We start from the raw sequence: 24,098 nt of genomic DNA, 5'->3' as shown, positions 1-24,098 counted from the left end.
TGGCGCGAGTGACGGGACTCGAACCCGCGACCTCCGGCGTGACAGGCCGGCGCTCTAACCAACTGAGCTACACCCGCTGAAACAGCGTGGAGGCGGCAACTAGGCGAGGGTTCGGATACCGTCAACCCAAATTATCCGCCAGTTTCACGTTGTGCCTCGGGCGGATCGCCGCGACGGCGATTTCGCCCGGTCTTGGGCTGCACTAGCGTCCCGTGCTCGAACAGGAACCCGGCGATATCGGGCTTGCCCGCCGCCTTCACGACCGTCTGGATGATGATCAGCAGTGGCACCGCCAGCAACGCACCCGACGTGCCCCATACCCATCCCCAGAAGCTCAGCGAGATCAGGATCAGTAACGGGCTGATCGTCAGCCGATGCCCGACGACGAACGGCGTGATCGCGTTCGCCTCGACCAAGTGCAGCCCGTACATCAGCGCCGGCGGCAGCATCGCCATCCAGATGTCCGAAAACGTCATCAGCCCGCCCAGCGCGAGCAGGAACGCGCCGATCACCGGCCCGAAATACGGGATGTAGTTGAGCAACGCGACGATCCCGCCCCACATCGCCGGATACGGCATGCCAATGAACCACAGCGCTACCCCGGTAATGATCCCCAAAACGATGTTAATGAGGGTAATCGTGCCAAGATACGCGGACACGTCGTCGACGATGTCCTGGATCACGCGCGCGGTCGCCATCGCGCCGTCGAAGCTGGTCCGCCCGGTGATCGTCTGGCGCCGCATCCGCGTCCAGCCTGAGAGGAAGAAGAACACGATCAGCACGCCGAACAGGAATTGCACGATAACGGCCGGCGCCGACGTCGCCGCAAGTTCGAGGATCGAGCCCGGCGCGGCGACGCCAGCGGTCGCCGGCTGCTTGATCGGCGTCGACGCGACCTGCCGCAGCGTCTTGTTCACGTATTTTTCGAGGCTCGAATAAAGATCGAGCAGCGGTGCGAGGTTGTTCTGGATCCGGTCCAACCGCGTCGGCAGGAGGCGGAAGAAGTCGGTCGCGGGCACGAGGATCGCCGCGATCGCGATGTTCGCGGCGATCAGGAACACGAGGATGCACAGGATCGCAGCCAGCGGCGACGGCACATGGCGTCGCTCGAGCCATTCCAGCACCGGCACGAGCGCGACCGAGATCACGAGCGCGATGGTGAGCGGAAGGAAGAACTCCGCCCCCGACTTCAACGCGAACGGCGTGGCGAGGATCAGGCCGACGCCAGCGGTGAGCGTCAGCGCCGCCAGCAACCGATCGCGCCGCTGCGCGATTCGCATCGCATCCTCGACCCCGACCGCGATCGGCAATCCGAACGCACTCTCGGCCGGCGGACCTTCGGTAACGGCGCTGTCCCCGCCCTGCGGCTGGTTCGTTTCGTGGCGAAGGCCCTCGTCCGTCATGGCATTTTCCTTTGTTCCCCCATCCCGTAATCGTGGCTAGCATTCAAGCATGCCGAACGACGCCAACGATCTAATTCTCGTCATCGACGAGGGCACCACGTCCACCCGCGCCATGCTGTTTGCGACCGACGGCCGCTGCATCGCCAGCGAAGCCCGCGCACTCGACCAGACATACCCCCGCGCCGGATGGGTAGAGCATGATGCCGCCGAGATCTGGCGCAAGACGTTGCGCGTAACCGCGGCGATGGTCGCGCAGGCAGGCGGCGCGCACCGGATTGCCGGGATCGGCATCACCAACCAGCGCGAGACGATCGTCTTCTGGGACCGCGCGACCGGCGAACCGCTCGCGCCCGCGATCGTCTGGCAGGATCGGCGTACCGCTGCGACCTGCCGGGACTTGCGCGAACGGGGCCACGAAGCTGAGGTTCAGGCCAAGACCGGCCTGTTGCTCGACCCGTATTTCTCCGCCTCGAAGATCGGGTGGGCCATGCGTGAATGGCCGCATCTCGCCGACGCGGGAGCGCGCCTTGCGATCGGCACGGTCGACAGCTGGCTGATCTGGAAACTGACCGGCGGGTTGCACGTGACCGACGCGACCAACGCCTCGCGCACCGCCTTGATGGACGTGCACACCGGCAGCTGGGACGACGGACTCTGCGCGCTGTTCGGCGTGCCCCGCGCAGCCTTGCCTGAGATCGTCGATTGCGCCGGACGGTTGGGCGAGACGACCGCGTTCGGCGGGGCGATTCCGATCTGCGGCATCGCCGGCGATCAGCAGGCAGCCGCGATCGGCCAGGCCTGCCTCGCGCCCGGCCAGACCAAGGCCACGTTCGGTACAGGGGCGTTCATCCTCACCCACGCCGGTGCGACACCGCCGACTTCGGGCCACCGTATGCTCTCAACGGTCGCGTGGCAGCTCGGCGGCGAGCGCGCCTATGCGCTGGAGGGGTCGGTGTTCGTCGCCGGCAGCCTCGTCCAGTGGCTCCGCGACACGCTAGGCCTGATCGGCACGGCCGCCGAAACCGAAGCGCTGGCCCGCAGCGTGCCCGACACCGGCGGCGTGTACCTGGTGCCAGCGCTCAGCGGCCTCGGCGCGCCGTGGTGGGAACCGGACGCCCGCGCGAGCATCTCGGGACTGAGCTTCGCCACGGGCAAGGCGCATGTCGCCCGCGCGGCACTGGAGGCGATGGCGTACCAGGCGCACGACCTGAAGACCGCCTTCGCCGCCGACGGCATCGACTGGCACAGTCTGCGCATCGACGGCGGCATGGTCGCCAACGACTGGATGGCGCAGGACATGGCGGACCTGCTCGGCATCGAGGTCGAGCGGCCGAGATTTGCAGAGACGACCGCGTTGGGCGCGGCGATGCTGGCCGGCGTGGGTGCGGGACTGTTCGGAGGGCTCGATGAGGCCACCTCAATGCGCGGCGAGGTCGAGACGTTTACGCCGTCGCTGGGAGAGGACGAGCGGCAGGCGCGACTTGTAGGGTGGAAGACAGCCGTCGATGTGGTGGTGGCTGCCAGCCGTTTGTAAGCGCAACGTGCTTCCCTCCCTGGAAGGGATGAGTTGGTGGGTTGATCGGTTCGATTCACGCTGCATCGAGCATGCGGCAATCGATCCACCCCCAGCCCCTCCCTTCCAGGGAGGGGAGCAGAAGATTTACGCGGTCACTCGGGCCAGATCCTCGAACAACGCCTGCTATTCCTCCTCAGGTCTTCCCATTCGCTCCACCATAAATTTCGATCAGGAGCGCGGCTGCGACCGACCACCACCGAAGCCCAGAGCACCACATGCCCCCTCCCTTCCAGGGAGGGGGCAGAAGATTATGCCGACACCCCGGCCCGATCCTCGAACAACACCTGCAGGTCCTTCTTCAAGATCTTCCCATTCGCATTCCGCGGCAACGTCTCGTGCACGAAGCGCACCGCGACCGGCGTCTTGAACGCCGCCAGATGCTGCCGCACCCAGCCCTGCAACTCCGCCTCGGTCGTCACCGCACCCGGCGCGAGGTGCACCACCGCTGCGGGCTCCTCCCCCAAAATACGATGTGGAATGCCGATCAGCGCCGCGTCGGTCACCGCGGGGTGCGCGTAGAGGACGTTCTCGACCTCGCTGGAGTATATGTTCTCGCCGCCACGGATGATCATGTCCTTGGCGCGATCGACGATGTAGCAGAATCCTTCGTAGTCGAGGCGCGCCAAGTCTCCGGTCCGAACCCAGCCATCGACGAACGTCGAGGCGGTCGCGTCCGGCTTGTTCCAATAGCCTTTCACGATCATCGGCCCGCGCGCCCAGAGTTCGCCGACCTCGCCCAGCGGCATCTCCGTCACGCCGTCGTCCGCCATGATCTTCAAGTCGGCAGCCGCAACCGGAGGCCCCGCGCTGGTCGGGCGGTTGAGATAGTCCTCTCCCCCATGATGCGTGACCGTCGCCATCGTCTCGGTCATGCCCCAGCCATTGCCGGGCATCGCGCCGAACTCGGCATAGATGCGCTTCACCAGTTCGGGGGCAGCGGGCGCTCCACCGTAAGCAATCGATTCGAGCGACGAGAGGTCGTATTTCCCACGATCGGGATGTTCCAAAAGCTGCCAGGCGATGGTCGGCACGCCACCGGTGATGTTGACCTTCTCGCGCTGAATGATCTCCATCGCCCGCACGGTGTCCCATTTGCGCATGAAGATCATCGTGCTGCCGGTCGCGATCACCCCCATCATCCCCGCGGAGCAGGCGGTGACGTGGAACAGCGGGATCACCGTCAGCGTCACACGCGGCGTCGGCTCGGGCGGTGCCTCGCCGCGCCGCAAAAACGAGCGGGCGGAGGAATAGCCGCCGGACATGATGTTCGACATCATGTTGCGGTGCGTGCCGAGTGCTCCCTTGGGCGCGCCGGTGGTGCCGCTGGTGTAGAAGATCGTCGCGTCGTCGTCGGGCGCGATCGTCGCTTCTGGGAGGCCTACATCGGGCAGCGCAGCCCAGTCGTGCGGGGTGCCGATCACGTCCTCAAGCCGCGTGACGATCCCCGTCAGCGGTTCTGCGGCGCGCGCGACGAACACGTGCTCCAGCGCCGGCAGCGTCGCGTAGGCCGCCTCCAGCCGGTGATGACGCTCGTCGTCGGTGATCAGCACGCGCGCGCCCGAGTCGGCTAGGCCGTATTCCATCTCCGCGCCGGTCCACCACGCGTTGAGCGGCACCATGATCGCACCGATGCTCGCGCCCGCAAAGAACGCGACCGGCCATTCGGACAGGTTGCGCATCGCCAGCGCGACGCGGTCGCCGGGACCGATACCCATCTCGCGCAACCGGTGCGCCAGCACCGCGATTGCGCGAAAGTTCGCCTCGTAGGTGACGCGCTCGTCCTCATAGGCCGTGAAGACCCGTTCGCCATGCGCGCGCGCCGCCTCGGCTAGCCAGCGCAACGACGGCGGCGCGTTCTTCCAGATGCGCGTTTCGATGCCGTCGATCGTCAGCATCTCCATCTCGAACTTCGCGCCGGGCGCGGTCAGCATTCGCTCGGCATCGGCGAGCGACATCGCCGGCCAGGAGGGATCGAGTGCGATGATCGGTTCGCTTGCCAAGACCGGTGGACTCCAGAGTTGAATTTCGGGTTTGGCTTATCGCCTGTTCGAAGACAGGTTATAGTTGATTCCTGCCGCACTCAAGGCAATAGAGGCACCAAGTTCGAACTAGGGGTATGGAGCGAGTCATGACACGGACGGTCGAATCGTGAAAATCGCTGAACCTGCCGCGCACGGCTTCGATGCGAGCCGGTTGGCGGCGATCGATACGCTGCTCCAGGCCCGCTACATCGATTCGGGCAAGCTGCCGAACGCGCAATTGCTGATCGCGCGTGACGGCGAGATCGTCCATTTCTCGAACGCGGGCGCGGCGCGCGAAGGCGGCAAGAGCGTCGACGAGGGATCGCTGTTCCGGATCGCGTCGATGACCAAGCCGATCACCTCGGTCGCGTTCATGATGCTGGTCGAGCAGGGCCTCGTCGCGGTCGATACGCCGGTCCACCACGTGCTGCCCGAGTTCAAGGATATCGGCGTCTATGATGGCGGCGGTGGCGGCGTGCCGTTCGTGACCAGGCCGACCGCCGAGCCGATGCGGATGGTCGACCTGCTCCGCCATACCTCGGGGCTGACCTATAGTTTCCAGAACCGCTCGAACGTCGATGCCGCGTACCGCGACGGCAAGATCGAGGGCTGGCATGGCGGGTATGACCTCGACGGGTTCATCGGCGCACTAGGGAAGATCCCGCTCGAATTTTCGCCCGGCACCGCGTGGAATTACTCGGTCGCGACCGACGTGCTCGGCGCGGTCGTGCAGCGCGTGTCGGGCCTGCCGCTCGACCAGTTCTTCCGGACGCGCATCTTCGCGCCGCTGAAGATGGACGACACCTTCTTCCAGGTTCCTGCCGACAAGCTCGACCGGTTGACCGATTGCTACACGCTCGCGCCGGGCAAGGGCCGCGTGATGTACGATCGCGGGACTGAGAGTGCGTGGAGCCGGCAGCCGAAGCTCGTTTCCGGCGGCGGCGGGCTCGTCTCAACCGCGCTAGACTACCACCGGTTCAACACGATGCTGCTGAACGGCGGCGAGCTCGATGGCGCGCGCATCCTCGGGCGCAAGACGCTCGACCTGATGACTCAAAACCACCTGCCCGGAAAATCCGATCTCGCGGCAATGTCGAAGTCGCTGTTCAGCGAGGCGTCTAACGCGGGCACCGGCTTCGGGCTCGGGTTCGCGATCACCGACGACGTCGCGAAGACGATGGTGCCGGGGTCGAAGGGCGAGTTCTACTGGGGCGGGATGTTCTCGACCGCGTTCTTCGTCGACCCGGTCGAGCGCCTGTCGATGGTGTTCATGACGCAGCTTTCGCCGAGCAGTTTCTATCCCATCCGCCGCGAGCTGAAGACGATGATCTACGCGGCGATGACCTGATCCCCCAACGGCCGTCATCCCGGCGGACGCCGGGACCCAGGGCCGCACGCACACCGAATTTGGCTCTGGGTCCCGGCGTTCGCCGGGATGACGGGGCCGGCACCAGGAGACTAGAATGACCAGCCCGATCAGCACCGAACGCCATGACGACGTGCTCGTCATCATCTCGAACAATCCCCCCGTCAACGCGCTCGGCGCGGCGGTCCGGCAGGGTCTCGAAGCGGCGATCAAGGAGGGCGTCAACGACGACAGCATCACCGCGATGGTGATCCGCTGTGATGGCCGCACGTTCTTTGCGGGCGCCGACATCACCGAGTTCGGCAAGGAAATGGTCGAGCCCGGCCTGCCCACCGTCGTCGACATGATCGAGGCGTCGTCGAAGCCCGTCGTCGCGGCGATCCACGGCACCGCGCTCGGCGGCGGCTGCGAAGTGACGCTCGGCTGCCATTACCGAGTCGCGGTCCCTTCGGCTAAGATCGGTACGCCCGAGGTGAAGCTCGGCCTGCTCCCCGGCGCTGGCGGCACGCAGCGTATCCCGCGGATCGCCGGCGTGAAGCTCGCGCTGGAGATGACCGCGAAGGGCGATCCGATCTCGGCGAAGAAGGCGCTCGACGCCGGCCTGATCGACAAGATCGTCGGTGAAGACAGCCTTGAGGCCGATGCCGTCGCCTTCGCGCGCGAGATCGCGACCAAGCGTCCCCTGCCCCGCGCGTCCGAGAAGACGGCGCAGGCCGATCCCGACGCCGTTGCGGCGTTCAAGAAGGAAAATGGCCGTCGTTTCCGTGGCTTCGAGGCGCCTCTTGCCAACATTGCTTGCATCGAAAAGGCCGCCGATGGCTCCAGCTTCGAGGAGGGCATCGCCTTCGAACGCCAGGAATTCATGAAGCTCATGACCGGCGTGCAGTCGGCCGCCCAGCGCCACATCTTCTTCGCCGAGCGTCAGGCGGCCAAGATCGACGACGTTCCCGCCGACACCAAGCTTCGCGAGATCAAGCGCGTCGGCGTGATCGGCGCGGGCACGATGGGCGGCGGCATTTCAATGAACCTCCTGTCCGCGGGCATCCCCGTGACGATCGTCGAGATGCAGCAGGACGCGCTCGACCGTGGCACCGGCGTCGTGCGGAAAAACTACGAAGCGACCGCCGCCAAAGGCCGGATGAAGCCCGAGCAGGTCGAGCAGGCGATGGGCGCGCTGAAGCCAACGCTCGACTTCGCCGATCTCGCCGAATGCGACCTGATCATCGAGGCTGTCTACGAGACGATGGAGGTGAAGAAGGAGATCTTCACCAAGCTCGACGCGATCGCCAAGCCGGGCGCGATCCTGGCGTCGAACACGTCGTATCTCGACATCGATGCGATCGCGGCGTGCACCAAGCGGCCCGAGGACGTGGTCGGGATGCACTTCTTCTCGCCGGCCAACGTGATGAAATTGCTCGAAGTGGTGCGCGGTGACAAGACCGCGGACGACGTGCTGGCAACGGTCATGGCGCTCGCGAAGAAGATCAAAAAGGTGGCCGTGGTGGCGGGCGTCACCTACGGGTTCATCGGCAACCGCATGCTGATGCCGCGCCAGGTCGAGGCGACCAAGCTGCTGCTGGAAGGCGCGAGCCCGGAGCAGATCGACAAGGTCCATGTCGCGTTCGGTATGCCGATGGGTCCGTTCCAGATGAGCGATCTCGCGGGCGTCGACATCGGCTGGCACCGCGATCCGAGCCGGATCGAGAACATCCGCGATGCGCTGGCGGCGGAGAACCGCTGGGGCCAGAAGACCAAGGCGGGCTTCTACGATTACGACGAGAAGCGGACGCCGTCGAACTCTGCGCGGGTGACCGAGATCATCGACGATTTCCGCAAGAAGTCGGGCGTGACGCCGCGCGAGATCAGCGACGAGGAGATCGTCGTGCGGACGCTCTACACGATGGTGAACGAAGGCGCGCTGATCCTCGAAGAGGGCAAGGCACAGCGGGCGTCGGACGTCGATGTGGTCTGGATCTACGGCTATGGCTGGCCCGTCTACCGCGGCGGGCCGATGTTCTGGGCGCAGTCCGAGGGGTTGGCAAAGGTCGTCGCGGGGCTCGAGAAATACGGGTTCCCGGTGGCGAAGTCGCTCAAGGACGCGGCGGCATCGGGCGGTCGGCTGAAGTGATCGGTCGCGGTCGTTTCTTGCCGGTAGTCGATCGCTGATGGAGCGTTCCGCGCTTCAGACTGCGGCTGCGATCCGTGCGGGCGAGACGACCGCGCTCGCCGCGTGCGACGCGGCGATCGCGCGGATCGAGGCGCGCGACGGTGCGATAAACGCCGTCGTGATCCGGGATTTTGCGCGGGCGCGCGAGGCCGCACGGGCGCTCGATGCGGAAGGGCCGGACGATCGGCCGCTGTTCGGCGTGCCGATGACGGTGAAGGAGTCGTTCGACGTCGCCGGCTTGCCGACCAGCTGGGGCGTCGGCGTCCACCGCGACAACATCGTCGACCGCGATGCCGTCGCCGTCACCCGGCTGAAGGCGGCGGGCGCGGTGATCCTCGGCAAGACCAACGTGCCGGTGCGGCTGAGCGACTGGCAGGCGGACAATCCGATCCACGGCCGGACGAACCATCCGCTCGACCCGACGCTGACGCCCGGCGGATCGTCGGGTGGTGCCGCGGCGGCGCTCGCATCGGGGATGGTACCGCTCGAGCTCGGCTCCGATATCGGCGGCTCGATCCGCGTGCCTGCCGCGTTCTGTGGCGTCTGGGGGCACAAGCCGACCTATGGCGCCTTGTCCGATCTGGGTCACCGCGTGCCCGGCACCGATGGGGCTAGTGCGGCTCTCGGCGTGATCGGGCCGCTCGCGCGCAATCCCGAGGATCTGGCCGTTGCGCTTGATATACTCGCCGACATCCCCTTGCCGCGCGCGACCGTCGACTTAGCCCGCCCACGCATCCTGCTGCTCACCGCGCATCCCTCGGCACGGGTCGATTCGTCGATCATCGGCGCGATCGAGCGCGTCGGTGAAGCCCTCGCCGCGGCCGGCGCCACCATTTCGAGTGCCCGCCCGCCGATCGACCTCGCTGCTCAGCATGCCGACTATATGCGGATGCTCGGCATCGCGATGACCCGCGGCGGGCCTGCGCGCGATGGCAAGGTCGCGACGCTGTCGCACTGGTTCGACCTCCTCGACTCGCAGGCGCGACTGCAGCGCGCTTGGAGCTTGCTGTTCGAGCGGTTCGACGCGGTGATCGCGCCGGCGAGCGGCGTGAACGCCTTCCCGCATATCGCCGAGCGCAACGTCGCGCGACGCACGCTGACGATCGATGGCGAGGATACCCCGTTCGGCGTCCAGTTCGCCTGGGCGGGGCTCGCCACCTTCCCCAACCTGCCCGCGACCAGCGTGCCCGTCGGGATCGACCCGCGCGGCCTGTCGATCGGCGTGCAGGTCATCACCAACCGTTACCGCGACCACGACGCGATCGCCGTCGCCGCGCTGTGCAATCGACTAAGCAGGAGCTGATCCGATGTCCGACCTCGATACTTTCCGGTCCGAAACGCGTGCGTGGCTCGCGGAGAATTGCCCGCCCGAGATGCGCAAACCGGTGCGCTCGGAGGACGACGTCTGCTGGGGAGGCCGCCAGTTCAAGCCGTCGAGCCCTGCGCAGAAGGAGTGGCTCGACAGGATGGCCGCCAAGGGCTGGACCGTGCCCGACTGGCCCAAGGCCTATGGCGGCGGTGGGTTGTCGCCTGCGGAGACGAAGATTCTGCGCGAAGAGATGGCAGCAATTAAGGCGCGCAACCCGCTCAATTCGTTCGGGATCTCAATGCTCGGACCGGCATTGCTCAAATACGGCACCGAGGAGCAGAAGCTCGATCACCTGACCAAGATCGCGCGCGGCGAAATCCGCTGGTGCCAGGGCTATTCGGAGCCGAATGCAGGATCCGACCTTGCCGGGCTTGCGACCTCCGCGGAGGACAAGGGCGACCATTATCTCGTCAACGGGCAGAAGGTGTGGACGTCCTACGCCGACAAGGCCGACTGGATCTTCTGCCTCGTCCGCACCGACAAGACCTCGAAGCAGGGCGGGATCAGCTTCGTGCTGTTCGACATGGCCTCGCCGGGCGTGTCGACCAAGCCGATCCTGCTGATCAGCGGCAATTCGCCGTTCTGCGAGACGTTCTTCGACAATGTCGAGGTGCCCAAGGTCAACCGCGTCTACGAGGAGAACAAGGGCTGGGACGTCGCGAAATACCTGCTCGGGCATGAGCGCGAGATGATCTCGGGGATGGGGCTGGCGTCGAGCGGCGGCAACCCGCTGATCGACGGGGCGATCGCGACCGTCGGGCTTGGGCATGACGGGCGGCTGGCCGATCCGTTGCTGCGTGCGTCGATCGCGCTGTTCGAGGTACGCGCGAAGGCGTTCGGGGCGATGTCCGAGCGGTTCATCGACGAGCTCAAGGCGGGCAAGGCGCATCCTGCCCAGCCGAGCATGATGAAATATTACGGCACCGAGCTGAACAAGGGTCGGTACGAACTGATGATGGCGGCAGGCGGTTCGGATGCGCTCGAATGGGACAGCGATCGGTCGCGCGGCGGGGCGATCCCGCGGTCGTGGCTGCGGACCAAGGCGAACTCGATCGAGGGCGGGACGAGCGAGATCCAGCTCAACATCATCACCAAGCGGATTTTGGAACTGCCGGCGTAATTCCCTCACCCCTTCGGGGAGAGGGTGCCGCAGCGAAGCGTAGGCGGGAGAGGGGCAGTGAGGCTCGGGCGATCCGACCCAACAGCCCCTCTCCCCGACCCTCTCCCCGACGGGGCGAGGGAGCAGAAGGACGAAAACATGCCATTGTATCTAGACGACGACCAGACCGTCCTTCAGGACACCATCCGCGATTTCGTCGCGGAGCATGCACCCGTGAGCCACATGCGGGCTTTGCGCGATGCCGACGACACGACCGGCTTCTCGCGCGACCTGTGGAAGCAGTTCGCGGAGATGGGCTTTACCGGCATCCTGATCGGCGAGGACCAGGGCGGGCTCGGGCTCGGCCATGTCGAGGCGGGCGTGGTGCTGGAAGAGATCGGACGCAATCTGTCCCCCTCCCCGTTCCTCTCCACCGCGGTCGCGGCGGTCGAGGCGCTCAAGGGCACGGGGCAGGCCGAACGCTGGTTCCCGAGCATCATCGCCGGCGAGACCGTGGCGGCGCTGGCGATCGATGAGGGTGCCAAGCATCGCGATACGGTGGCGATGACGGCGGAACGCTCGGGGAACGGGTTCAAGCTGACCGGCGCCAAGCGGTTCGTGACGCACGGCCACACCGCCGACCTGATCATCGTCGCCGCGCGGACCGGCGGTAGCGCCGACGACACGGACGGTATCACGCTGTTTGCGGTGCCGAAGGACGCTGCGGGGCTGACCGCGAATGCCGAGCGTCTCGCGGATTCGAGCTTGGCGGCGCGGCTGGAGTTCGAGGGCGTCGAGGTCGATGCGGATGCGGTAATCGGCGAAGTCGATGCGGGCCGTTCGCCGCTCGATCGACTGTTGCGCGCAGGCCGGACCGGGGCTTCGGCGGAGCTGCTCGGTGTCGGCGGTGGCGCGATGGACATGACGATTGGCTACATGAAGGAGCGCAAGCAGTTCGGCACGCTGATCGGCAGCTTCCAGGCGCTTCAGCACCGCGCCGCGCATCTGTATTCGGAGATGGAGGTGGCGCGGGCCGCCGTGCTGAAGGCGCAGCAGTTGCTCGACCAGGGCAGCGATCGCGCGGACGAGGCGGTATCGGTGGCCAAGGCGATGACCGCGCTAGCCACGACGCTGAGCGTGCAGGAGGGCGTGCAGATGCATGGCGGAATCGGCATGACCGACGAATACGACATCGGCTTCTATATGAAGCGCGCGCGGGTGCTGGCCGAGATGTTCGGGGATGCGAACTTCCATGCGGATCGGTTGGCCGTAGCCGCGGGGTATTGACCGTAGGGTGTGCCCCCGCGAAGGCGGGGCCCCAGTCTGGGAGTGCTGGGTCGGATCGTCCGCCGGACGATCCTTGCGCATGCGGGGCATGCGCATCCCAGCACTCGCCTTCGCGGGTGAACACGGAGGTCAGATGAGCTTAGATACTGCCGATACGTCGCCCGAAGCACTCGCGCAGGGGCTCTTGGACCTGCTCGAGATCGAGGAGGTGGACACCGATCTCTATGTCGGGAAGCGTCAGCCGGGCGGCGTCGGTCGCGTGTTCGGGGGGCAGGTCATCGCGCAGGCGTTGCAGGCCGCGCAACGCTCGACCGAGGCACCGAAGGCGGCACATTCGCTGCACGCGTATTTCATGCGGCCGGGCAACGAGGATTACCCGATCGTCTACCGCGTGGTGCGCGATTTCGAGGGGCGGAGCTTCGCGACGCGGCGCGTGATCGCGATGCAGAAGGGGCAGCCGATCCTCAACATGGCGGCGTCGTTCCAGACGCCGGAGGACGGCCTTCATCATCAGGACGCGATGCCCGATGTCGCCCCGCCCGAAGACCTGCGCTCCGATCGCGAACTGCGCCTGGAGAGCATCGACGGCATCCCCGAGAAATACCGCGCGCACATGCTGCGCCAGCGCCCGATCGAGATCCGTCCCGTCAACCCGCGCAGCTGGATCGAGCCCGTTCCGCAACCCGCGGCGCATGCCAACTGGTTCCGCCTGGTCGCGCCGATCGGCGACGATCCGGCGATGCACCGCGCGATCCTGTCCTATGCGTCCGACATGGCGTTGCTCGGTACCGCGCTGCTGCCGCACGGCGTCAACTGGATCACGCCGGGGCTGCAGACCGCAAGCCTCGACCATTCGCTGTGGCTGCACGAGGATTTTCGCGCCGACGACTGGCTGCTCTATGCGTGCGACGCACCGTGGTCCGGGCATGCCCGCGGGTTCAACCGCGGGCGCATCTTCTCGCGCGACGGCCGACTAGTCGCCAGCGTTGCGCAGGAAGGGCTGATCCGGATGCGGCAATAACCCGCGCGGTTACTTGCGCACCCAGACCTTTTCGCCGCCGATCCACGTCTCGCTGACCTTGGTCGCGCGTAGGTCGGTCGGCGAGGCCATTGTCGGGTCGCGGTCGACGACGATGAAGTCCGCACGCTGGCCGGGCGCGAGCGCACCGAACTGCTTCTCGGCGAACCCGGCATAGGCGGCCGCACCGGTCATCGCCCACCACGCCTGTTCGCGCGTGACGAGTTCCTGCGGCTGCCAGCCACCTTGTGGTTGCCCATCGGCATCCTGACGGGTGAACGCCGCCGCCCAAGTCGCGAACGGATCGGGCTTCTCGACGGGAAAGTCGGTCCCGAAGGCGAGCTTCGCGCCGTTGGTCAGCATCGATTTCCACGCATAGGCGCCGGCCAACCGGTTCGGCCCTAACCGTGCCTCGGCCATCGTCCGGTCGCTGGTTTCGTGCGTGGGCTGCATCGAGGCGATCGTGCCGAACTTGCCGAAGCGCGGCAGGTCGGTCGGATCGACGATCTGCGCATGCTCGATCCGCCAGCGGCGATCGCCGGTGTAGGTCTCGCTCTCGACCTGGATCGCGTCGAGCACCTCCCGGTTCGCCTTGTCGCCGATCGCATGGACCGCAACCTGGAACCCGTCCATCGCCGCGCGGCTCATCTGGTTCTGAAGCTGATCGTCGGTCAGGAAGCCGAGCCCCGACTGGCCCGGTGCGTCCGAGTAGGGCTTCAGCAACCACGCACCGCGCGAGCCGAGCGCACCATCGGCATAGAGCTTCACGCCGCCCATCCGCAGGTGATCATTGTACAGCCACGGCGTCGGCCCCTTGCCGCCGATCCGGCTCGCGGTCTCGACGCCCATCGCATAGCTCATGATGCGGACGCGAAGCCCGCCGATGTCCGCCATCCGGCGATAGGTCAGCCAGTCGTCGAGCGTCGTGCCCATGTCGGCGACCGCGGTGACGCCGTAGCCGAGCAGGATGCGTTGCGCGGTCAGGAACGCGGCATCGCGCTCCTTGGGCAGTGGCTGCGGCACGACCTTCTCGATCAGTCCTTGCGCGCCGTCGACGAATACGCCCGCGGGGGCGCCGCCGGTCTTCTCGATCCGCCCGCCCGCCGGCGATACGGTCGCGCCGGTGACCCCGGCCTCGCGCATCGCCTCGCGGTTCGCCCAGCCGGCATGCCCGTCGGCGCGCGACAGCCAGATCGGGTGGCCGCCGGAGACGGACTCCAGATCGGCGGCGGTCGGGAAGCGACCCAGCCCCCACGCCTCCTGGTTCCAGCCGCGGCCCAGGACCCATTTGCGATCGGGGTTGCCGGCGATGTAAGCGGCGATTCGCGACTTCGCCTCGTCGAGCGACTTGGTCATCGACAGGTCGAGCGACAGCGCGCCGAAGCCCATCTCGAGGACATGGCCGTGCGCGTCGATGAAGCCCGGCAACACCGTCTTGCCCCCCAGGTCGACGCGCCAGTCGTACAGCGGCTTGCCAGCGTTCTTCTTGAGTTCCTTGCGGCTCAGCTTGGGCGCTTCCTCGCCGGGGGGGACGAGCCGCGTGACGCGACCATCCTTGTCTACGAGGATCGCCTTGAAGTGGATCACGCGTCCGCCGTCAGCAATGGTGACCCCGTTGACGTTGTCGACGATCCCGTCGGCGAGCGCGGGAGTCGGAAGGAGTAGCGCCGAAAGAGCCAACAATGCTCCCCTCCCTGAAAGGGAGGGGTTGGGGGTGGGTCGGCTGGTTGGGGCAACGTGCCGCCTGAACGACGGGCCAACCCACCCCCGGCCCCTCCCTTCCAGGGAGGGGAGCAGTGTTGCAGTGACGAAGGCATTCTCGATGCAGGGGAGCAGTGCTGTGGTGTTGCGCTTGATCACTTCGGCAATCTCCGTACCAGCGCGCTCGTATCCTGGCGGGCGCCGCCCATCGCCTGAACATCGGCGTAGAATTGATCGACCAGCGCTGCGACCGGCAGCACAGCGCCGTTGCGTCGCGCCTCGTCTAGGGCCAGCCCGAGATCCTTGCGCATCCAGTCGACCGCGAAACCGAAGTCGAATTCGTCCTTCGCCATCGTTGGCCAGCGATTGACCATCTGCCAGCTCTGCGCCGCGCCGCCCGAGATCGCCTCGAACACCTTGTCGAGATCGAGACCAGAATTTTGCGCGAACCGCAGCGATTCGGCGACGCCTTGGATCACGCCGGCAATAGCGATCTGGTTGCACATCTTGGTGGTCTGGCCCGCGCCTGCCTCGCCGACGTGGACGATGCGTGCGGCATAGGCCTGCATGAACGGTTCGGCCTTTGCCATCGCATCGGCCGAGCCGCCGCACATGATCGAGAGCTTGCCGTTCTCCGCGCCAGCCTGTCCGCCCGATACCGGTGCGTCGACTACCAGCGCACGCTCACCCGCGAGGCGTCGCGCGATCGAGGCCGAGACGGTAGTGTGATCGACGAACACGGCGTCGTCGCGCATCGCGGCGAACGCGCCGTCTTCGCCAAGAGTGACTGAGGCAAGATCGTCGTCGTTGCCGACGCAGGCGAACACCGCATCAGCATCCTTCGCCGCAGCGCCGGGCGTGTCAGCGACCTTGCCACCATATTTTTCGGCCCATGCCAACGCCTTGGCCTGAGTCCGATTGTAGACGGTGACGTCGTGCCCTGCCGCGGCGAGGTGTCCCGCCATCGGCGCGCCCATGACGCCGGTTCCGATGAATGCCAGTTTTGCCATAGCGTCCGCGCATAAGCGGTGTTTCCCATGCGCGCCAGATGGTCTAGCGGGTCGGGCATGGCTACCCACGCTGCCGTAGCGGCACCCACCCTCCCCGTCTCGATCGACGACGTCCGCGTCGCGCATGACCGGATCCGCGACTCGATCGTTCGCACGCCGACGCTGATCAGCAAGACGCTGAGCAAGATGACCGGCGCGACGGTGTATCTGAAGTTCGAGAACCTGCAGTTCACCGCGGCGTACAAGGAGCGCGGTGCGCTCAACACGCTGTTGCAGCTGTCGGCCGAGGCGCGCGCGAAGGGCGTCATCGCCGCGTCGGCGGGCAATCACGCGCAGGGCCTCGCCTATCATGCCAACCGCCTGGGCATTCCGACGACGATCGTGATGCCGACCAACACGCCGACCGTGAAGGTCATGCAGACCGAAGGCCACGGCGCCAACGTCGTACTACACGGCGAAACGTTCGACGCGGCTTACGCACACGCTCGCATCCTCGAAGGTGAGTGCGGCTTTACCTTCGTCCACCCGTTCGACGACCCGCGCGTCATCGCCGGCCAGGGCACCGTTGCGATCGAGATGCTGGAGGACGTGCCGCAGCTCGATACTTTGGTCATCCCGATCGGCGGCGGCGGGCTGATCTCGGGCATGTCGACAGTCGCGCGCGCGTTGAGCCAGCAGGCCGGCGGACACCCGATCGAGGTCGTCGGCGTGCAGGCCGAGCTGTTCCCGTCTATGTACAACCGGATCAACGGCACGGACATGGCCTGCGCCGGCGATACGCTGGCCGAGGGCATCGCGGTCAAGGAGCCGGGTGCGATCACCTCGAAGATCGTTGCCGAGCTGGTCGATGACATCGTTCTTGTCAGCGAGCGCAGCCTTGAGGAATCGGTCAGCCTGCTGCTGCAGATCGAGAAGACGGTAGTCGAGGGTGCGGGTGCCGCCGGGCTCGCCGCGCTGCTGTCGCATCCCCAGCGGTTCGCGGGGAAGACCGTCGGGATCGTGCTGTGCGGCGGCAATATCGATACGCGGTTGCTCGCCAACGTGCTGTTGCGCGATCTGGCGCGGTCGGGGCGCCTCGCACGGCTGCGGATCCGGTTGCAGGACAAGCCGGGCGCGCTGTTCCATGTCGCGCGGATCTTCGACCAGGAACGCGTCAACATCATCGAGATCTATCACCAGCGCGTCTTCACGACGCTGCCGGCGAAGGGGCTCATCACCGACATCGAATGCGAGCTTCGCGACCGTGCGCATCTCGATCGGCTGGTGGGGGCACTGCGGGCTGGCGGATACGAGACGTCGACCGTCGAATTGGCATAATCCCATTCTGATACGGTGATTTAACGCGTTAACCGACATTCGTGGTAAACCGATTGCACGTCGCCACAGGGCGGCCATATACGGGGCGACGCGGCTGATCGCGCCTGCCTGAAGGACTTTTCGCTCGGTGACCGCGCCTTTCCGTTTCCCGCGCTTTTTCGTCACCAGCCCTGCGCCGTGCCCGTATCTGCCGGATCGGCAGGAGCGCAAGGTGTTCACCGAACTGACCGGTCCGCATGCGAACGAGCTGAACGACGCGCTGGGGCGGATCGGCTTTCGTCGCAGCCAGGGGGTAGCGTATCGGCCGTCGTGCGCGGGGTGTATCGCGTGCGTCTCGGTCCGTGTGGTGACCGACGAATTCGTGCCCAACGCGACGCAGCGTAAACTGCTGAAGCGGCTCGGCGATATCGAGGTGACTGCGTGCAAGGCGTGGGCGACCGACGAGCAGTTCCAGTTGCTGCGGCGTTACCTCGGCACGCGTCATCCTGGCGGCGGCATGGCGGGGATGGACGAGGACGATTACGCCGACATGATCGAGCATTCGCCGGTCAATTCGGTGATCGTCGAGTATCGCGAGCCGAGTGTCGACGGTGTGCAGGGCGCGCTGATCGGTGCGTGCCTGACCGATCGGCAGGCGGACGGGTTGTCGATGGTCTACAGTTTCTTCGCGGCCGATGACACGGCGCGACCGGGGTTCGGTAATTTCATCATCATGGACCACATCCTCCGCGCGCGCGATGCGGGGCTGCCGTACGTGTATCTTGGATACTGGGTGAAGGGCTCGCCGCGGATGGAGTACAAGACGCGGTATCGGCCGCTGGAGGTTCTGGGGCCGGCGGGGTGGCGGCGGTTAGAGGATGCGGATCTGGTGACGAAGGCTGCGCGGGTTGCGGCGTTGGTTTGAATTCTGTCAGAGGTGGTTGCCGAGCTTGTTAGCCCACCTCAAGAACCACCACCCCGGCGAAGGCCGGGGTCCAATTGGGAAACGCCGCTAATTGAGTGCGGCCCTCCGTTACGACCACCTTGCCAATTGGGCCCCGGCCTTCGCCGGGGTGGTGCATCGCGAGAAATCCGTCGCCTTTTTGTCTCCTGCGGTCGCCCCCTTGTTCTCCCGCGAAGGCGGGAGCCCAGTCTGGGTACCCGCCTTCGCGGGGAAACAAATTTTAAAGCTTAGTCTTCCCGCTGCACCACGACGTCGACGTCGAGTTCCTCCCCGCCTTCGCCCAACCTCGACCCCGCCACCGGCGCGGCTCCCGCCGCATCCAGCGCCATCGCGACGCGGACGTAATGCTCCTCCGGCGACATCCCCGTGCACGGATCGAACCCGACCCAGCCGAGCCCATCGACGAACGCCTCCGCCCAGCCGTGCGGCGTCGGCAGATGCACGACCTCGTGATCGTTGTGATGATACCCCGACACATACCGCGCCGGCGCCCCGAGCGACCGCGCGGCGACGGCGAACATCTGCGCCATGTCACGCGGCGTAGCGCTGTCCATGCGAAACGCCGCAGCGGCCGTCCGACCGGGTTCGGGACGCCCGGCATCAAACGCAAACCGCTTATGAAACGCACGGTTCAACCTATGTAGCGCGCCGATCCGGTCGCGTGCGCCCTCGGCTGCATTGGCGGCGAACTTCGCGATGGCCGTATCGAGGATGGTCGCCTCAGTGGACCGGAGGAACAGCGCGGGTGGGAGGGTTTCGTGCACGCCGTGCAGGACGCCGTCCGAATGGCTGGTCAGCACCTCGCCTTTTACGGTGATCTCGATCCCGTCGACCGGCCCTTCGGCATACAGCATCGTCACCGCGTTGCCGAAGCCGTCGCGCCCCGGCCGCAGCCGCGCGTCGCAATCGACGTCGATCCGCCACGACGCAATCGTCTGGTCATGCGTGTTCTCGGGTGTCAGCCGGAGCATCTGCACCAGCCGGCCCTGCGGCTGTGCGAAGCGGTAGATCGTGTGATGATCGATCGACAGCCGCATCAGAGGAACTTGAACTGACGGCCGATCGCGCCGTGCAGCAGCGCGTTCTCGGCGATGAATGCTTGCAGATACTGGTGCAGCCCGGAGGCGATGACCTCTCCCGATCGCGTCTTCGCCATTCGCGACGCCCGCATCCGGGCCATCCGGTCGGCCTCGCCGTGGTTGCCCGTCCGCTTGGCGAGCAGGTTGAGCACGTCGACCGTCTCCTCGACCGACGCGGCCAGACTGCGCGGCAGCTCGGAACGCGCCAGCAGAAGGTCGATGACGTCGGCAGGCCGCAGCCCGTCATTGTAGAGCCAGCGATAGGCGGTGACGGCGGACACGGTCTGGAGGATCGTCGTCCACTGATCGCGATCGATCGCACCGCCGAGCCGTTCGCCCTCGGGCAGCAGGATGTGATATTTGACGTCGAGCAAACGTGCGGTGTTGTCCGCGCGCTCGACCGCTTGACCGAGACGTATGAACCACGTCGTCTGGTTGCGGAGCATGCGGTGGACCGCGCCTTCGAAGCCGCGCGTCTCGTTCTTGACCGCCTCGACGAGGTTCAGCTGCGAGGTCGTGCTGCCGGGCGTGGCGCGGTTCTCGAACAGCAACCATGCGCGGTTGATCGCGGTCCACGCCTCGCGGGTCAGCGCGGTGCGGACCGCCTTGGCGTTGTTGCGCGCCATGTCGAGGCAACGGACGATCGATCCCGGATGACTCGAATCGAGCGTCAGGAACCGGACGACGTCGCGCTGGCCGATCTCGACGCCGGTCGCGGCGAAAGCCTCGTCGGTCTCGGTGACGGCCAGCGCGGACGCCCAGGCGGCGTCGCCCGAGGGTTGCGACGAGAGCACGTCGAGGCGGACGGTGGCTTCGACGAGCCGGGCGATGAAGTCGGCGCGCTCGAAATAGCGGCCGAGCCAGTAGAGCGAGGATGCGGTGCGCGAGAGCATCAGGCGGTCCCGCCGGACGTCTGGTCACCGAGGGTCTGCGTCATGCCGCCCATCGTCTGCGTCATCCCGCCGGCGTTCATTCGCTGCGACTGGTCGGCCATCAAGACGAAACTGTCCTTGGTGCCGCCGCCCTGGCTGGAATTGACCACGAGCGATCCTTCCTTGAGCGCGACGCGGGTGAGGCCACCGGGGACGACCTGGACGCCCTTCGCGCCGCTCAGGACGAAGGGGCGGAAGTCGACGTGGCGGGGGCTGAGGCCGCCTTTCGCCATCGTCGGGACGGTCGACAGAGCGAGCGTCGGTTGGGCGATGTAGCGATGTGGTTCCGCAATGAGCGCGGCGCGGAAGTCCTCGATCTCCTGCTTGGACGCGGTCGGGCCGACGAGCATGCCGTAGCCGCCCGAGCCGTCGACCAGCTTGACGACGACGTCTTCGAGATTGTCGAGGACGAACTTCAACGCCTGCGGTTCGCGACAGCGCCACGTCTCGACGTTGCGGAGTTTGCACTCGCCGCCCGAGTAGAACTTCACGATGTCGGGCATGTAGCTGTAGATCGCCTTGTCGTCGGCGATGCCGTTGCCCGGCGCGTTCATGATCGCGACGTTGCCGGCGGCGTAGGCTGCGATCAGACCGGGCACGCCCAGCGCGGAGTCCGGACGGAACACGAGCGGATCGAGATAATCATCGTCGATCCGGCGATAGATCACGTCGACCTTCACACGCCCCGCGATCGTCCGCATCCAGACGATGTCGTCATCGACCACCAGATCGGCGGCTTCGACGAGTTCGATGCCCATCGAGTCCGCGAGGAAGCTGTGCTCGTAATAGGCGGAGTTGTAGTGGCCGGGGGTCAGCAGCACGCAGGTCGGGTTGGAGCCGGTGCCGTGTGGCGCCACCGACTTCATCGTTTCGAGCAGGAGGTCAGGATAGCTGTCGACCGCAGCGACGCGGAACTCGCGGAACAGCTCGGGGCAGAGCCGGAGCATCGCCTCCCGGTTCTCTAGCATGTAGCTTACGCCGGACGGCGTGCGGGCGTTGTCTTCGAGCACGAAGAAGTCGTCGGGGCCGGTGCGGACGAGATCAATCCCACATATATGCGCCCATACACCGTGCGGCGGGCGGATACCGGCAATCTCGGGCCGGAACTGCGCGTTGCCGAGCACGAGGTCTTCGGGAAGGATACCCTCCTTCAGGATGCGTCGTTCGCCGTAGATGTCGTCGAGGAATGCGTTGATCGCCTCGACGCGCTGGACGAGACCTTCTGAAAGCCGCGTCCATTCGTCATGCAGGAATACGCGCGGGACGATGTCGAACGGGATGATCCGCTCGGCTGCCTCGTTCTCGCCGTAGACCGCGAAGGTAATGCCGAGTTGCCGGAACGTCGTCTCGGCGGCTTCCTGCCGGCGTCGCAGCTCGGCGTCGGGCGTATCCTCGATCCACTTGCCGAGAGCCGCCAGTTCGGGCCGGGCGGTCGTGTCGCCCGGTGTGCCCATGATCTCGTCGAACGCTTGTTTCCCCATCGAAACGGTCAATTCCCCATCAAGCGTTGCGGTTCCATGCTGCAACGCATCGCTGCGCTGCACAAGGTCTGAATGCGCAAGCATTAGTAGGCTGGCTGCGGTTAATCCTCCCCCGCAACGGGGAGGTGGCACCGCAGGTGACGGAGGGGGAGGACACGGAACAGCGGTTTCCCTTACCTCCCCCTCCGTCTGGCAAGTGCCAGCCACCTCCCCCTGGCGGGGGAGGATCGTGGTTAGGCGCCAAGGCCTACGAGCAGACCCGGTGTCAGAACCTGCGGCAACACGGTGGGCTCGGCTGCGCCTGGTGCGTAGTATAGGTACAGCGGCACGCCGGCGCGGTTGTGGGCCTGGATGAAGCGGCCCATTACCGGGTCGCCGTCGGTCCAGTCGCCGATCAGCGCCGCGACCTTGTGCTTGGCGAAGGCGTCGCGGACGCCGGCGGTGTCGATCGCCGCCTTCTCGTTGACCTTGCACGTCAGGCACCAGTCGGCGGTGAAGTAGACGAACACCGGGCGCTTTTCGGCGCGCAGCGAGGCGAGCTTGGCCTCGGTGAACGCCTCGTCGCCCGCGGTCGCTACTTTCGCGGACACTGGTGGCGCGCGCGAGATCAATACTGCGCTACCGACGAACACGACGAGCAGCAGGACCTGCGCGACCACGCCGAACGACTTGCCCTTGCGCTGACGCGAGCCGCCAATCCACAGCACCGCGCCGACCGCCAGCACCGCGACCAGCGCGAGCGTCAGCGTATCCACGCCGGTCTGGCGCCCGAGCACCCAGCCCAGCGCGATCGCGGTGAGGAACATCGGCACCGACAGGATGTGGCGGAACGTCTCCATCCAGACGCCGGGCTTGGGCAGCCAGCGCCGCCACGACGGGATGAACCCGATCGCGAGGAACGGGAGCGACAAGCCGATGCCGAGCCCGCCGAACACGGCGAGCGCCGCCGGCCACGGCAGCACCAGCGCCGCGCCGAGCGCTGCGCCCATGAACGGCCCGGTGCACGGCGTTGCGATGAACGCGGCGAGTGCGCCGGTCGCGAATGCGCCGCTGGCGCCGCTCTCGCCGGCAAAGCGTGGGGTCGGGACCTCGAACAGTCCGGCGAGGTTGAACGCGATCGCGGTGCTCAGCAGCAGCAGCGCGACGATCGCGCCGGGATGCTGCAACTGGAACGCCCAGCCGACCGCGGATCCGCCTGCGCGCAAGGCCAGGATCGCGCCACCGAGGCCGAGGCAGACCAGCACGACGCCTGCGGTGTAGGCCAAGGCCTCGCCGCGCGCGTCCTTCTCGCTGGCACCACCGCGGGCGAGGCTGAGTGCCTTGAGGCTGAGGATCGGGAACACGCAGGGCATGATGTTGAGGATCAGGCCGCCAAGCACCGCACCGGCGAACGCGATCAGCGCGGTCAGCCAGAGGCTCTCGCCATTCGCGCCCGTCTCGCCGCCGCCGGCCGCTTCGGCCACCGCACCGGGCGTCGCCTTGACGCCGAGCCCCTGTCCGTCGCCGATCCGGAGCACGCCCTCGATCGGGCCGCCGGTCTTCGCGTTCGCCGCAACCTTCGTCGTTATCGTCAGCCGGTCGCCGTCGCGCGTGACGGTCTGCGGCGCGCCATTCTCGATCGCACTGGTGTTGACGGGGAAGAAATACGCCTTGTCGGCTTTCGCGCTCGCCGGGAACGGCACCGCGATCCGCATCGTCCCGTTGCTCGCTGCATAGGTCGCACCGGCGTCGAGTGGCTTGGGGATCGCCTGACGCCAGCCTGCGAACGCGGCGGCCTGCGATGGCGCGCCGTCACCGATCGTGAGGTCGAGCGATAGTGCCTTTTCCTCGGGAACGCAGATCGTTGCCGAGCAGACGAGATAGCTCGTCTTCAGGCGGATCGGGAATTTCGTGCCCTCGGCCAGCCCGGCCGGTACCTGGATCGTCACGAGCGGCGCATAGGGCGCCTCGTAGACATAGTTCATTAGGCCAGCGATCAGCAGCGTCGTCGGCACCGGCCATTCGGGCTCGCCCGCCTTCGCACCCGTCGGCAGTGTCCAGTCGAACGTCGCGGGAAAACCCGCATCGCCGGGATTGCGCCAATAGCCGTGCCAGCCGGTCTCGGGCGTCGTCGCGAGCGCGATCGTCAGCGGCGCGCCGGCCTTCGGGTGATCGCTCTCGGCGACCAGCTTCATCATCAGATGCTGGCTGGAGCCGTTCAGCGATTCCGCAAGCGCGGGCGCACTCGCCAGCCCGCAGACGGCCAGCAAGACCGTCATGAGGACGCAACGTAATCCGCGCATGGCCATCCTTGTTTCGTTCATCGCGTAAAGCCATAGCGGTGACCTTG

Annotated in this window: 17 protein-coding genes and 1 tRNA gene; 9 read left to right on the top strand and 9 right to left on the bottom strand. The window is 66.5% G+C overall.

Annotated features, from left to right (window positions below):
* Together AC59GX_RS15825 and AC59GX_RS15820 are read right to left on the bottom strand one after the other, a co-directional pair.
* Window positions 1-77, bottom strand: a tRNA-Asp gene (locus AC59GX_RS15825).
* Between the two features lie 54 nt (window positions 78-131).
* Window positions 132-1,280, bottom strand: coding sequence for an AI-2E family transporter (locus tag AC59GX_RS15820; protein ID WP_426282432.1), 1,149 nt, complete (start codon window positions 1,278-1,280; stop codon window positions 132-134).
* Between the two features lie 172 nt (window positions 1,281-1,452).
* Here AC59GX_RS15820 and glpK point away from each other — a divergent pair, with 172 nt between their 5' ends.
* The gene (gene glpK, locus AC59GX_RS15815) at window positions 1,453-2,937 is read left to right on the top strand and encodes a glycerol kinase GlpK (RefSeq protein ID WP_426281924.1); all 1,485 of its coding nucleotides are present in this window, start codon (window positions 1,453-1,455) and stop codon (window positions 2,935-2,937) included.
* A gap of 290 nt (window positions 2,938-3,227) precedes the next feature.
* Here glpK and AC59GX_RS15810 read toward each other — a convergent pair whose 3' ends face one another.
* Window positions 3,228-4,934, bottom strand: coding sequence for a class I adenylate-forming enzyme family protein (locus AC59GX_RS15810; RefSeq protein WP_426282431.1), 1,707 nt, complete (start codon window positions 4,932-4,934; stop codon window positions 3,228-3,230).
* Between the two features lie 193 nt (window positions 4,935-5,127).
* Between AC59GX_RS15810 and AC59GX_RS15805 the strand changes: the two genes are divergently transcribed.
* The 6 genes from AC59GX_RS15805 (at window position 5,128) to AC59GX_RS15780 (ending at window position 13,309) form a co-directional block, all read left to right on the top strand.
* Window positions 5,128-6,348, top strand: coding sequence for a serine hydrolase domain-containing protein (locus AC59GX_RS15805; protein WP_426281922.1), 1,221 nt, complete (start codon window positions 5,128-5,130; stop codon window positions 6,346-6,348).
* Between the two features lie 115 nt (window positions 6,349-6,463).
* Window positions 6,464-8,494, top strand: coding sequence for a 3-hydroxyacyl-CoA dehydrogenase NAD-binding domain-containing protein (locus tag AC59GX_RS15800; protein WP_497302050.1), 2,031 nt, complete (start codon window positions 6,464-6,466; stop codon window positions 8,492-8,494).
* Window positions 8,495-8,531: 37 nt separating this feature from the next.
* Window positions 8,532-9,836: an amidase family protein gene (locus tag AC59GX_RS15795; protein ID WP_497302049.1), complete on the top strand. Its 1,305-nt coding sequence runs from the start codon at window positions 8,532-8,534 to the stop codon at window positions 9,834-9,836.
* Between the two features lie 4 nt (window positions 9,837-9,840).
* Window positions 9,841-11,022, top strand: coding sequence for an acyl-CoA dehydrogenase family protein (locus AC59GX_RS15790; protein WP_426281915.1), 1,182 nt, complete (start codon window positions 9,841-9,843; stop codon window positions 11,020-11,022).
* A 138-nt stretch (window positions 11,023-11,160) separates the two neighbouring features.
* Window positions 11,161-12,288, top strand: coding sequence for an acyl-CoA dehydrogenase family protein (locus AC59GX_RS15785; RefSeq protein ID WP_426281913.1), 1,128 nt, complete (start codon window positions 11,161-11,163; stop codon window positions 12,286-12,288).
* Between the two features lie 133 nt (window positions 12,289-12,421).
* Window positions 12,422-13,309 carry an acyl-CoA thioesterase gene (locus tag AC59GX_RS15780; protein WP_426281911.1) on the top strand — a complete coding sequence of 296 codons (888 nt, stop codon included), beginning with the start codon at window positions 12,422-12,424 and terminating at the stop codon, window positions 13,307-13,309.
* A gap of 9 nt (window positions 13,310-13,318) precedes the next feature.
* Here AC59GX_RS15780 and AC59GX_RS15775 read toward each other — a convergent pair whose 3' ends face one another.
* Both AC59GX_RS15775 and AC59GX_RS15770 read right to left on the bottom strand, forming a co-directional pair.
* Window positions 13,319-14,989 carry an amidohydrolase gene (locus tag AC59GX_RS15775; protein WP_426281910.1) on the bottom strand — a complete coding sequence of 557 codons (1,671 nt, stop codon included), beginning with the start codon at window positions 14,987-14,989 and terminating at the stop codon, window positions 13,319-13,321.
* 173 nt (window positions 14,990-15,162) lie between these two features.
* The gene (locus AC59GX_RS15770) at window positions 15,163-16,017 is read right to left on the bottom strand and encodes an NAD(P)-dependent oxidoreductase (RefSeq protein ID WP_426281909.1); all 855 of its coding nucleotides are present in this window, start codon (window positions 16,015-16,017) and stop codon (window positions 15,163-15,165) included.
* A 57-nt stretch (window positions 16,018-16,074) separates the two neighbouring features.
* Here AC59GX_RS15770 and AC59GX_RS15765 point away from each other — a divergent pair, with 57 nt between their 5' ends.
* The gene (locus AC59GX_RS15765) at window positions 16,075-17,334 is read left to right on the top strand and encodes a threonine ammonia-lyase (protein WP_426281908.1); all 1,260 of its coding nucleotides are present in this window, start codon (window positions 16,075-16,077) and stop codon (window positions 17,332-17,334) included.
* A 127-nt stretch (window positions 17,335-17,461) separates the two neighbouring features.
* Complete coding sequence (locus tag AC59GX_RS15760) at window positions 17,462-18,238, top strand: arginyltransferase (protein WP_426281906.1); 777 nt, start codon at window positions 17,462-17,464, stop codon at window positions 18,236-18,238.
* A 266-nt stretch (window positions 18,239-18,504) separates the two neighbouring features.
* Here the strand turns inward: AC59GX_RS15760 and AC59GX_RS15755 are convergent, their stop codons facing one another.
* The 4 genes from AC59GX_RS15755 to AC59GX_RS15740 form a co-directional block, all read right to left on the bottom strand.
* Window positions 18,505-19,314: a transglutaminase family protein gene (locus tag AC59GX_RS15755; RefSeq protein ID WP_426281904.1), complete on the bottom strand. Its 810-nt coding sequence runs from the start codon at window positions 19,312-19,314 to the stop codon at window positions 18,505-18,507.
* Window positions 19,314-20,249 (bottom strand): alpha-E domain-containing protein, encoded by a 936-nt coding sequence (locus AC59GX_RS15750; protein ID WP_056048449.1) that lies wholly within the window; start codon window positions 20,247-20,249, stop codon window positions 19,314-19,316. The genes AC59GX_RS15755 and AC59GX_RS15750 overlap by 1 nt, the downstream gene beginning before the upstream one ends.
* The gene (locus tag AC59GX_RS15745; protein WP_497302048.1) at window positions 20,249-21,769 is read right to left on the bottom strand and encodes a circularly permuted type 2 ATP-grasp protein; all 1,521 of its coding nucleotides are present in this window, start codon (window positions 21,767-21,769) and stop codon (window positions 20,249-20,251) included. The genes AC59GX_RS15750 and AC59GX_RS15745 overlap by 1 nt, the downstream gene beginning before the upstream one ends.
* A 233-nt stretch (window positions 21,770-22,002) precedes the next feature.
* The gene (locus AC59GX_RS15740; RefSeq protein ID WP_426281901.1) at window positions 22,003-24,051 is read right to left on the bottom strand and encodes a protein-disulfide reductase DsbD family protein; all 2,049 of its coding nucleotides are present in this window, start codon (window positions 24,049-24,051) and stop codon (window positions 22,003-22,005) included.
* Window positions 24,052-24,098: the final 47 nt, after the last annotated feature.

This window comes from Sphingomonas sp. 320_CC (genome assembly GCF_059691795.1).
Note: the sequence above shows the minus strand (reverse complement) of the source record. Positions and strands in the feature narration are given on the sequence as shown.

Coding starts and splice junctions, on each gene's coding strand:
- AC59GX_RS15755 (WP_426281904.1), bottom strand. CDS start 19,314: ATGCGGCTGTCGATCGATCATCACACGATCTACCGCTTCGCACAGCCG.
- AC59GX_RS15745 (WP_497302048.1), bottom strand. CDS start 21,769: ATGGGGAAACAAGCGTTCGACGAGATCATGGGCACACCGGGCGACACG.
- AC59GX_RS15790 (WP_426281915.1), top strand. CDS start 9,841: ATGTCCGACCTCGATACTTTCCGGTCCGAAACGCGTGCGTGGCTCGCG.
- AC59GX_RS15765 (WP_426281908.1), top strand. CDS start 16,075: ATGGCTACCCACGCTGCCGTAGCGGCACCCACCCTCCCCGTCTCGATC.
- AC59GX_RS15780 (WP_426281911.1), top strand. CDS start 12,422: ATGAGCTTAGATACTGCCGATACGTCGCCCGAAGCACTCGCGCAGGGG.
- AC59GX_RS15795 (WP_497302049.1), top strand. CDS start 8,532: ATGGAGCGTTCCGCGCTTCAGACTGCGGCTGCGATCCGTGCGGGCGAG.
- AC59GX_RS15785 (WP_426281913.1), top strand. CDS start 11,161: ATGCCATTGTATCTAGACGACGACCAGACCGTCCTTCAGGACACCATC.
- AC59GX_RS15770 (WP_426281909.1), bottom strand. CDS start 16,017: ATGGCAAAACTGGCATTCATCGGAACCGGCGTCATGGGCGCGCCGATG.
- AC59GX_RS15810 (WP_426282431.1), bottom strand. CDS start 4,934: ATGTCGCTCGCCGATGCCGAGCGAATGCTGACCGCGCCCGGCGCGAAG.
- glpK (WP_426281924.1), top strand. CDS start 1,453: ATGCCGAACGACGCCAACGATCTAATTCTCGTCATCGACGAGGGCACC.
- AC59GX_RS15820 (WP_426282432.1), bottom strand. CDS start 1,280: ATGCGAATCGCGCAGCGGCGCGATCGGTTGCTGGCGGCGCTGACGCTC.
- AC59GX_RS15740 (WP_426281901.1), bottom strand. CDS start 24,051: ATGCGCGGATTACGTTGCGTCCTCATGACGGTCTTGCTGGCCGTCTGC.
- AC59GX_RS15750 (WP_056048449.1), bottom strand. CDS start 20,249: ATGCTCTCGCGCACCGCATCCTCGCTCTACTGGCTCGGCCGCTATTTC.
- AC59GX_RS15800 (WP_497302050.1), top strand. CDS start 6,464: ATGACCAGCCCGATCAGCACCGAACGCCATGACGACGTGCTCGTCATC.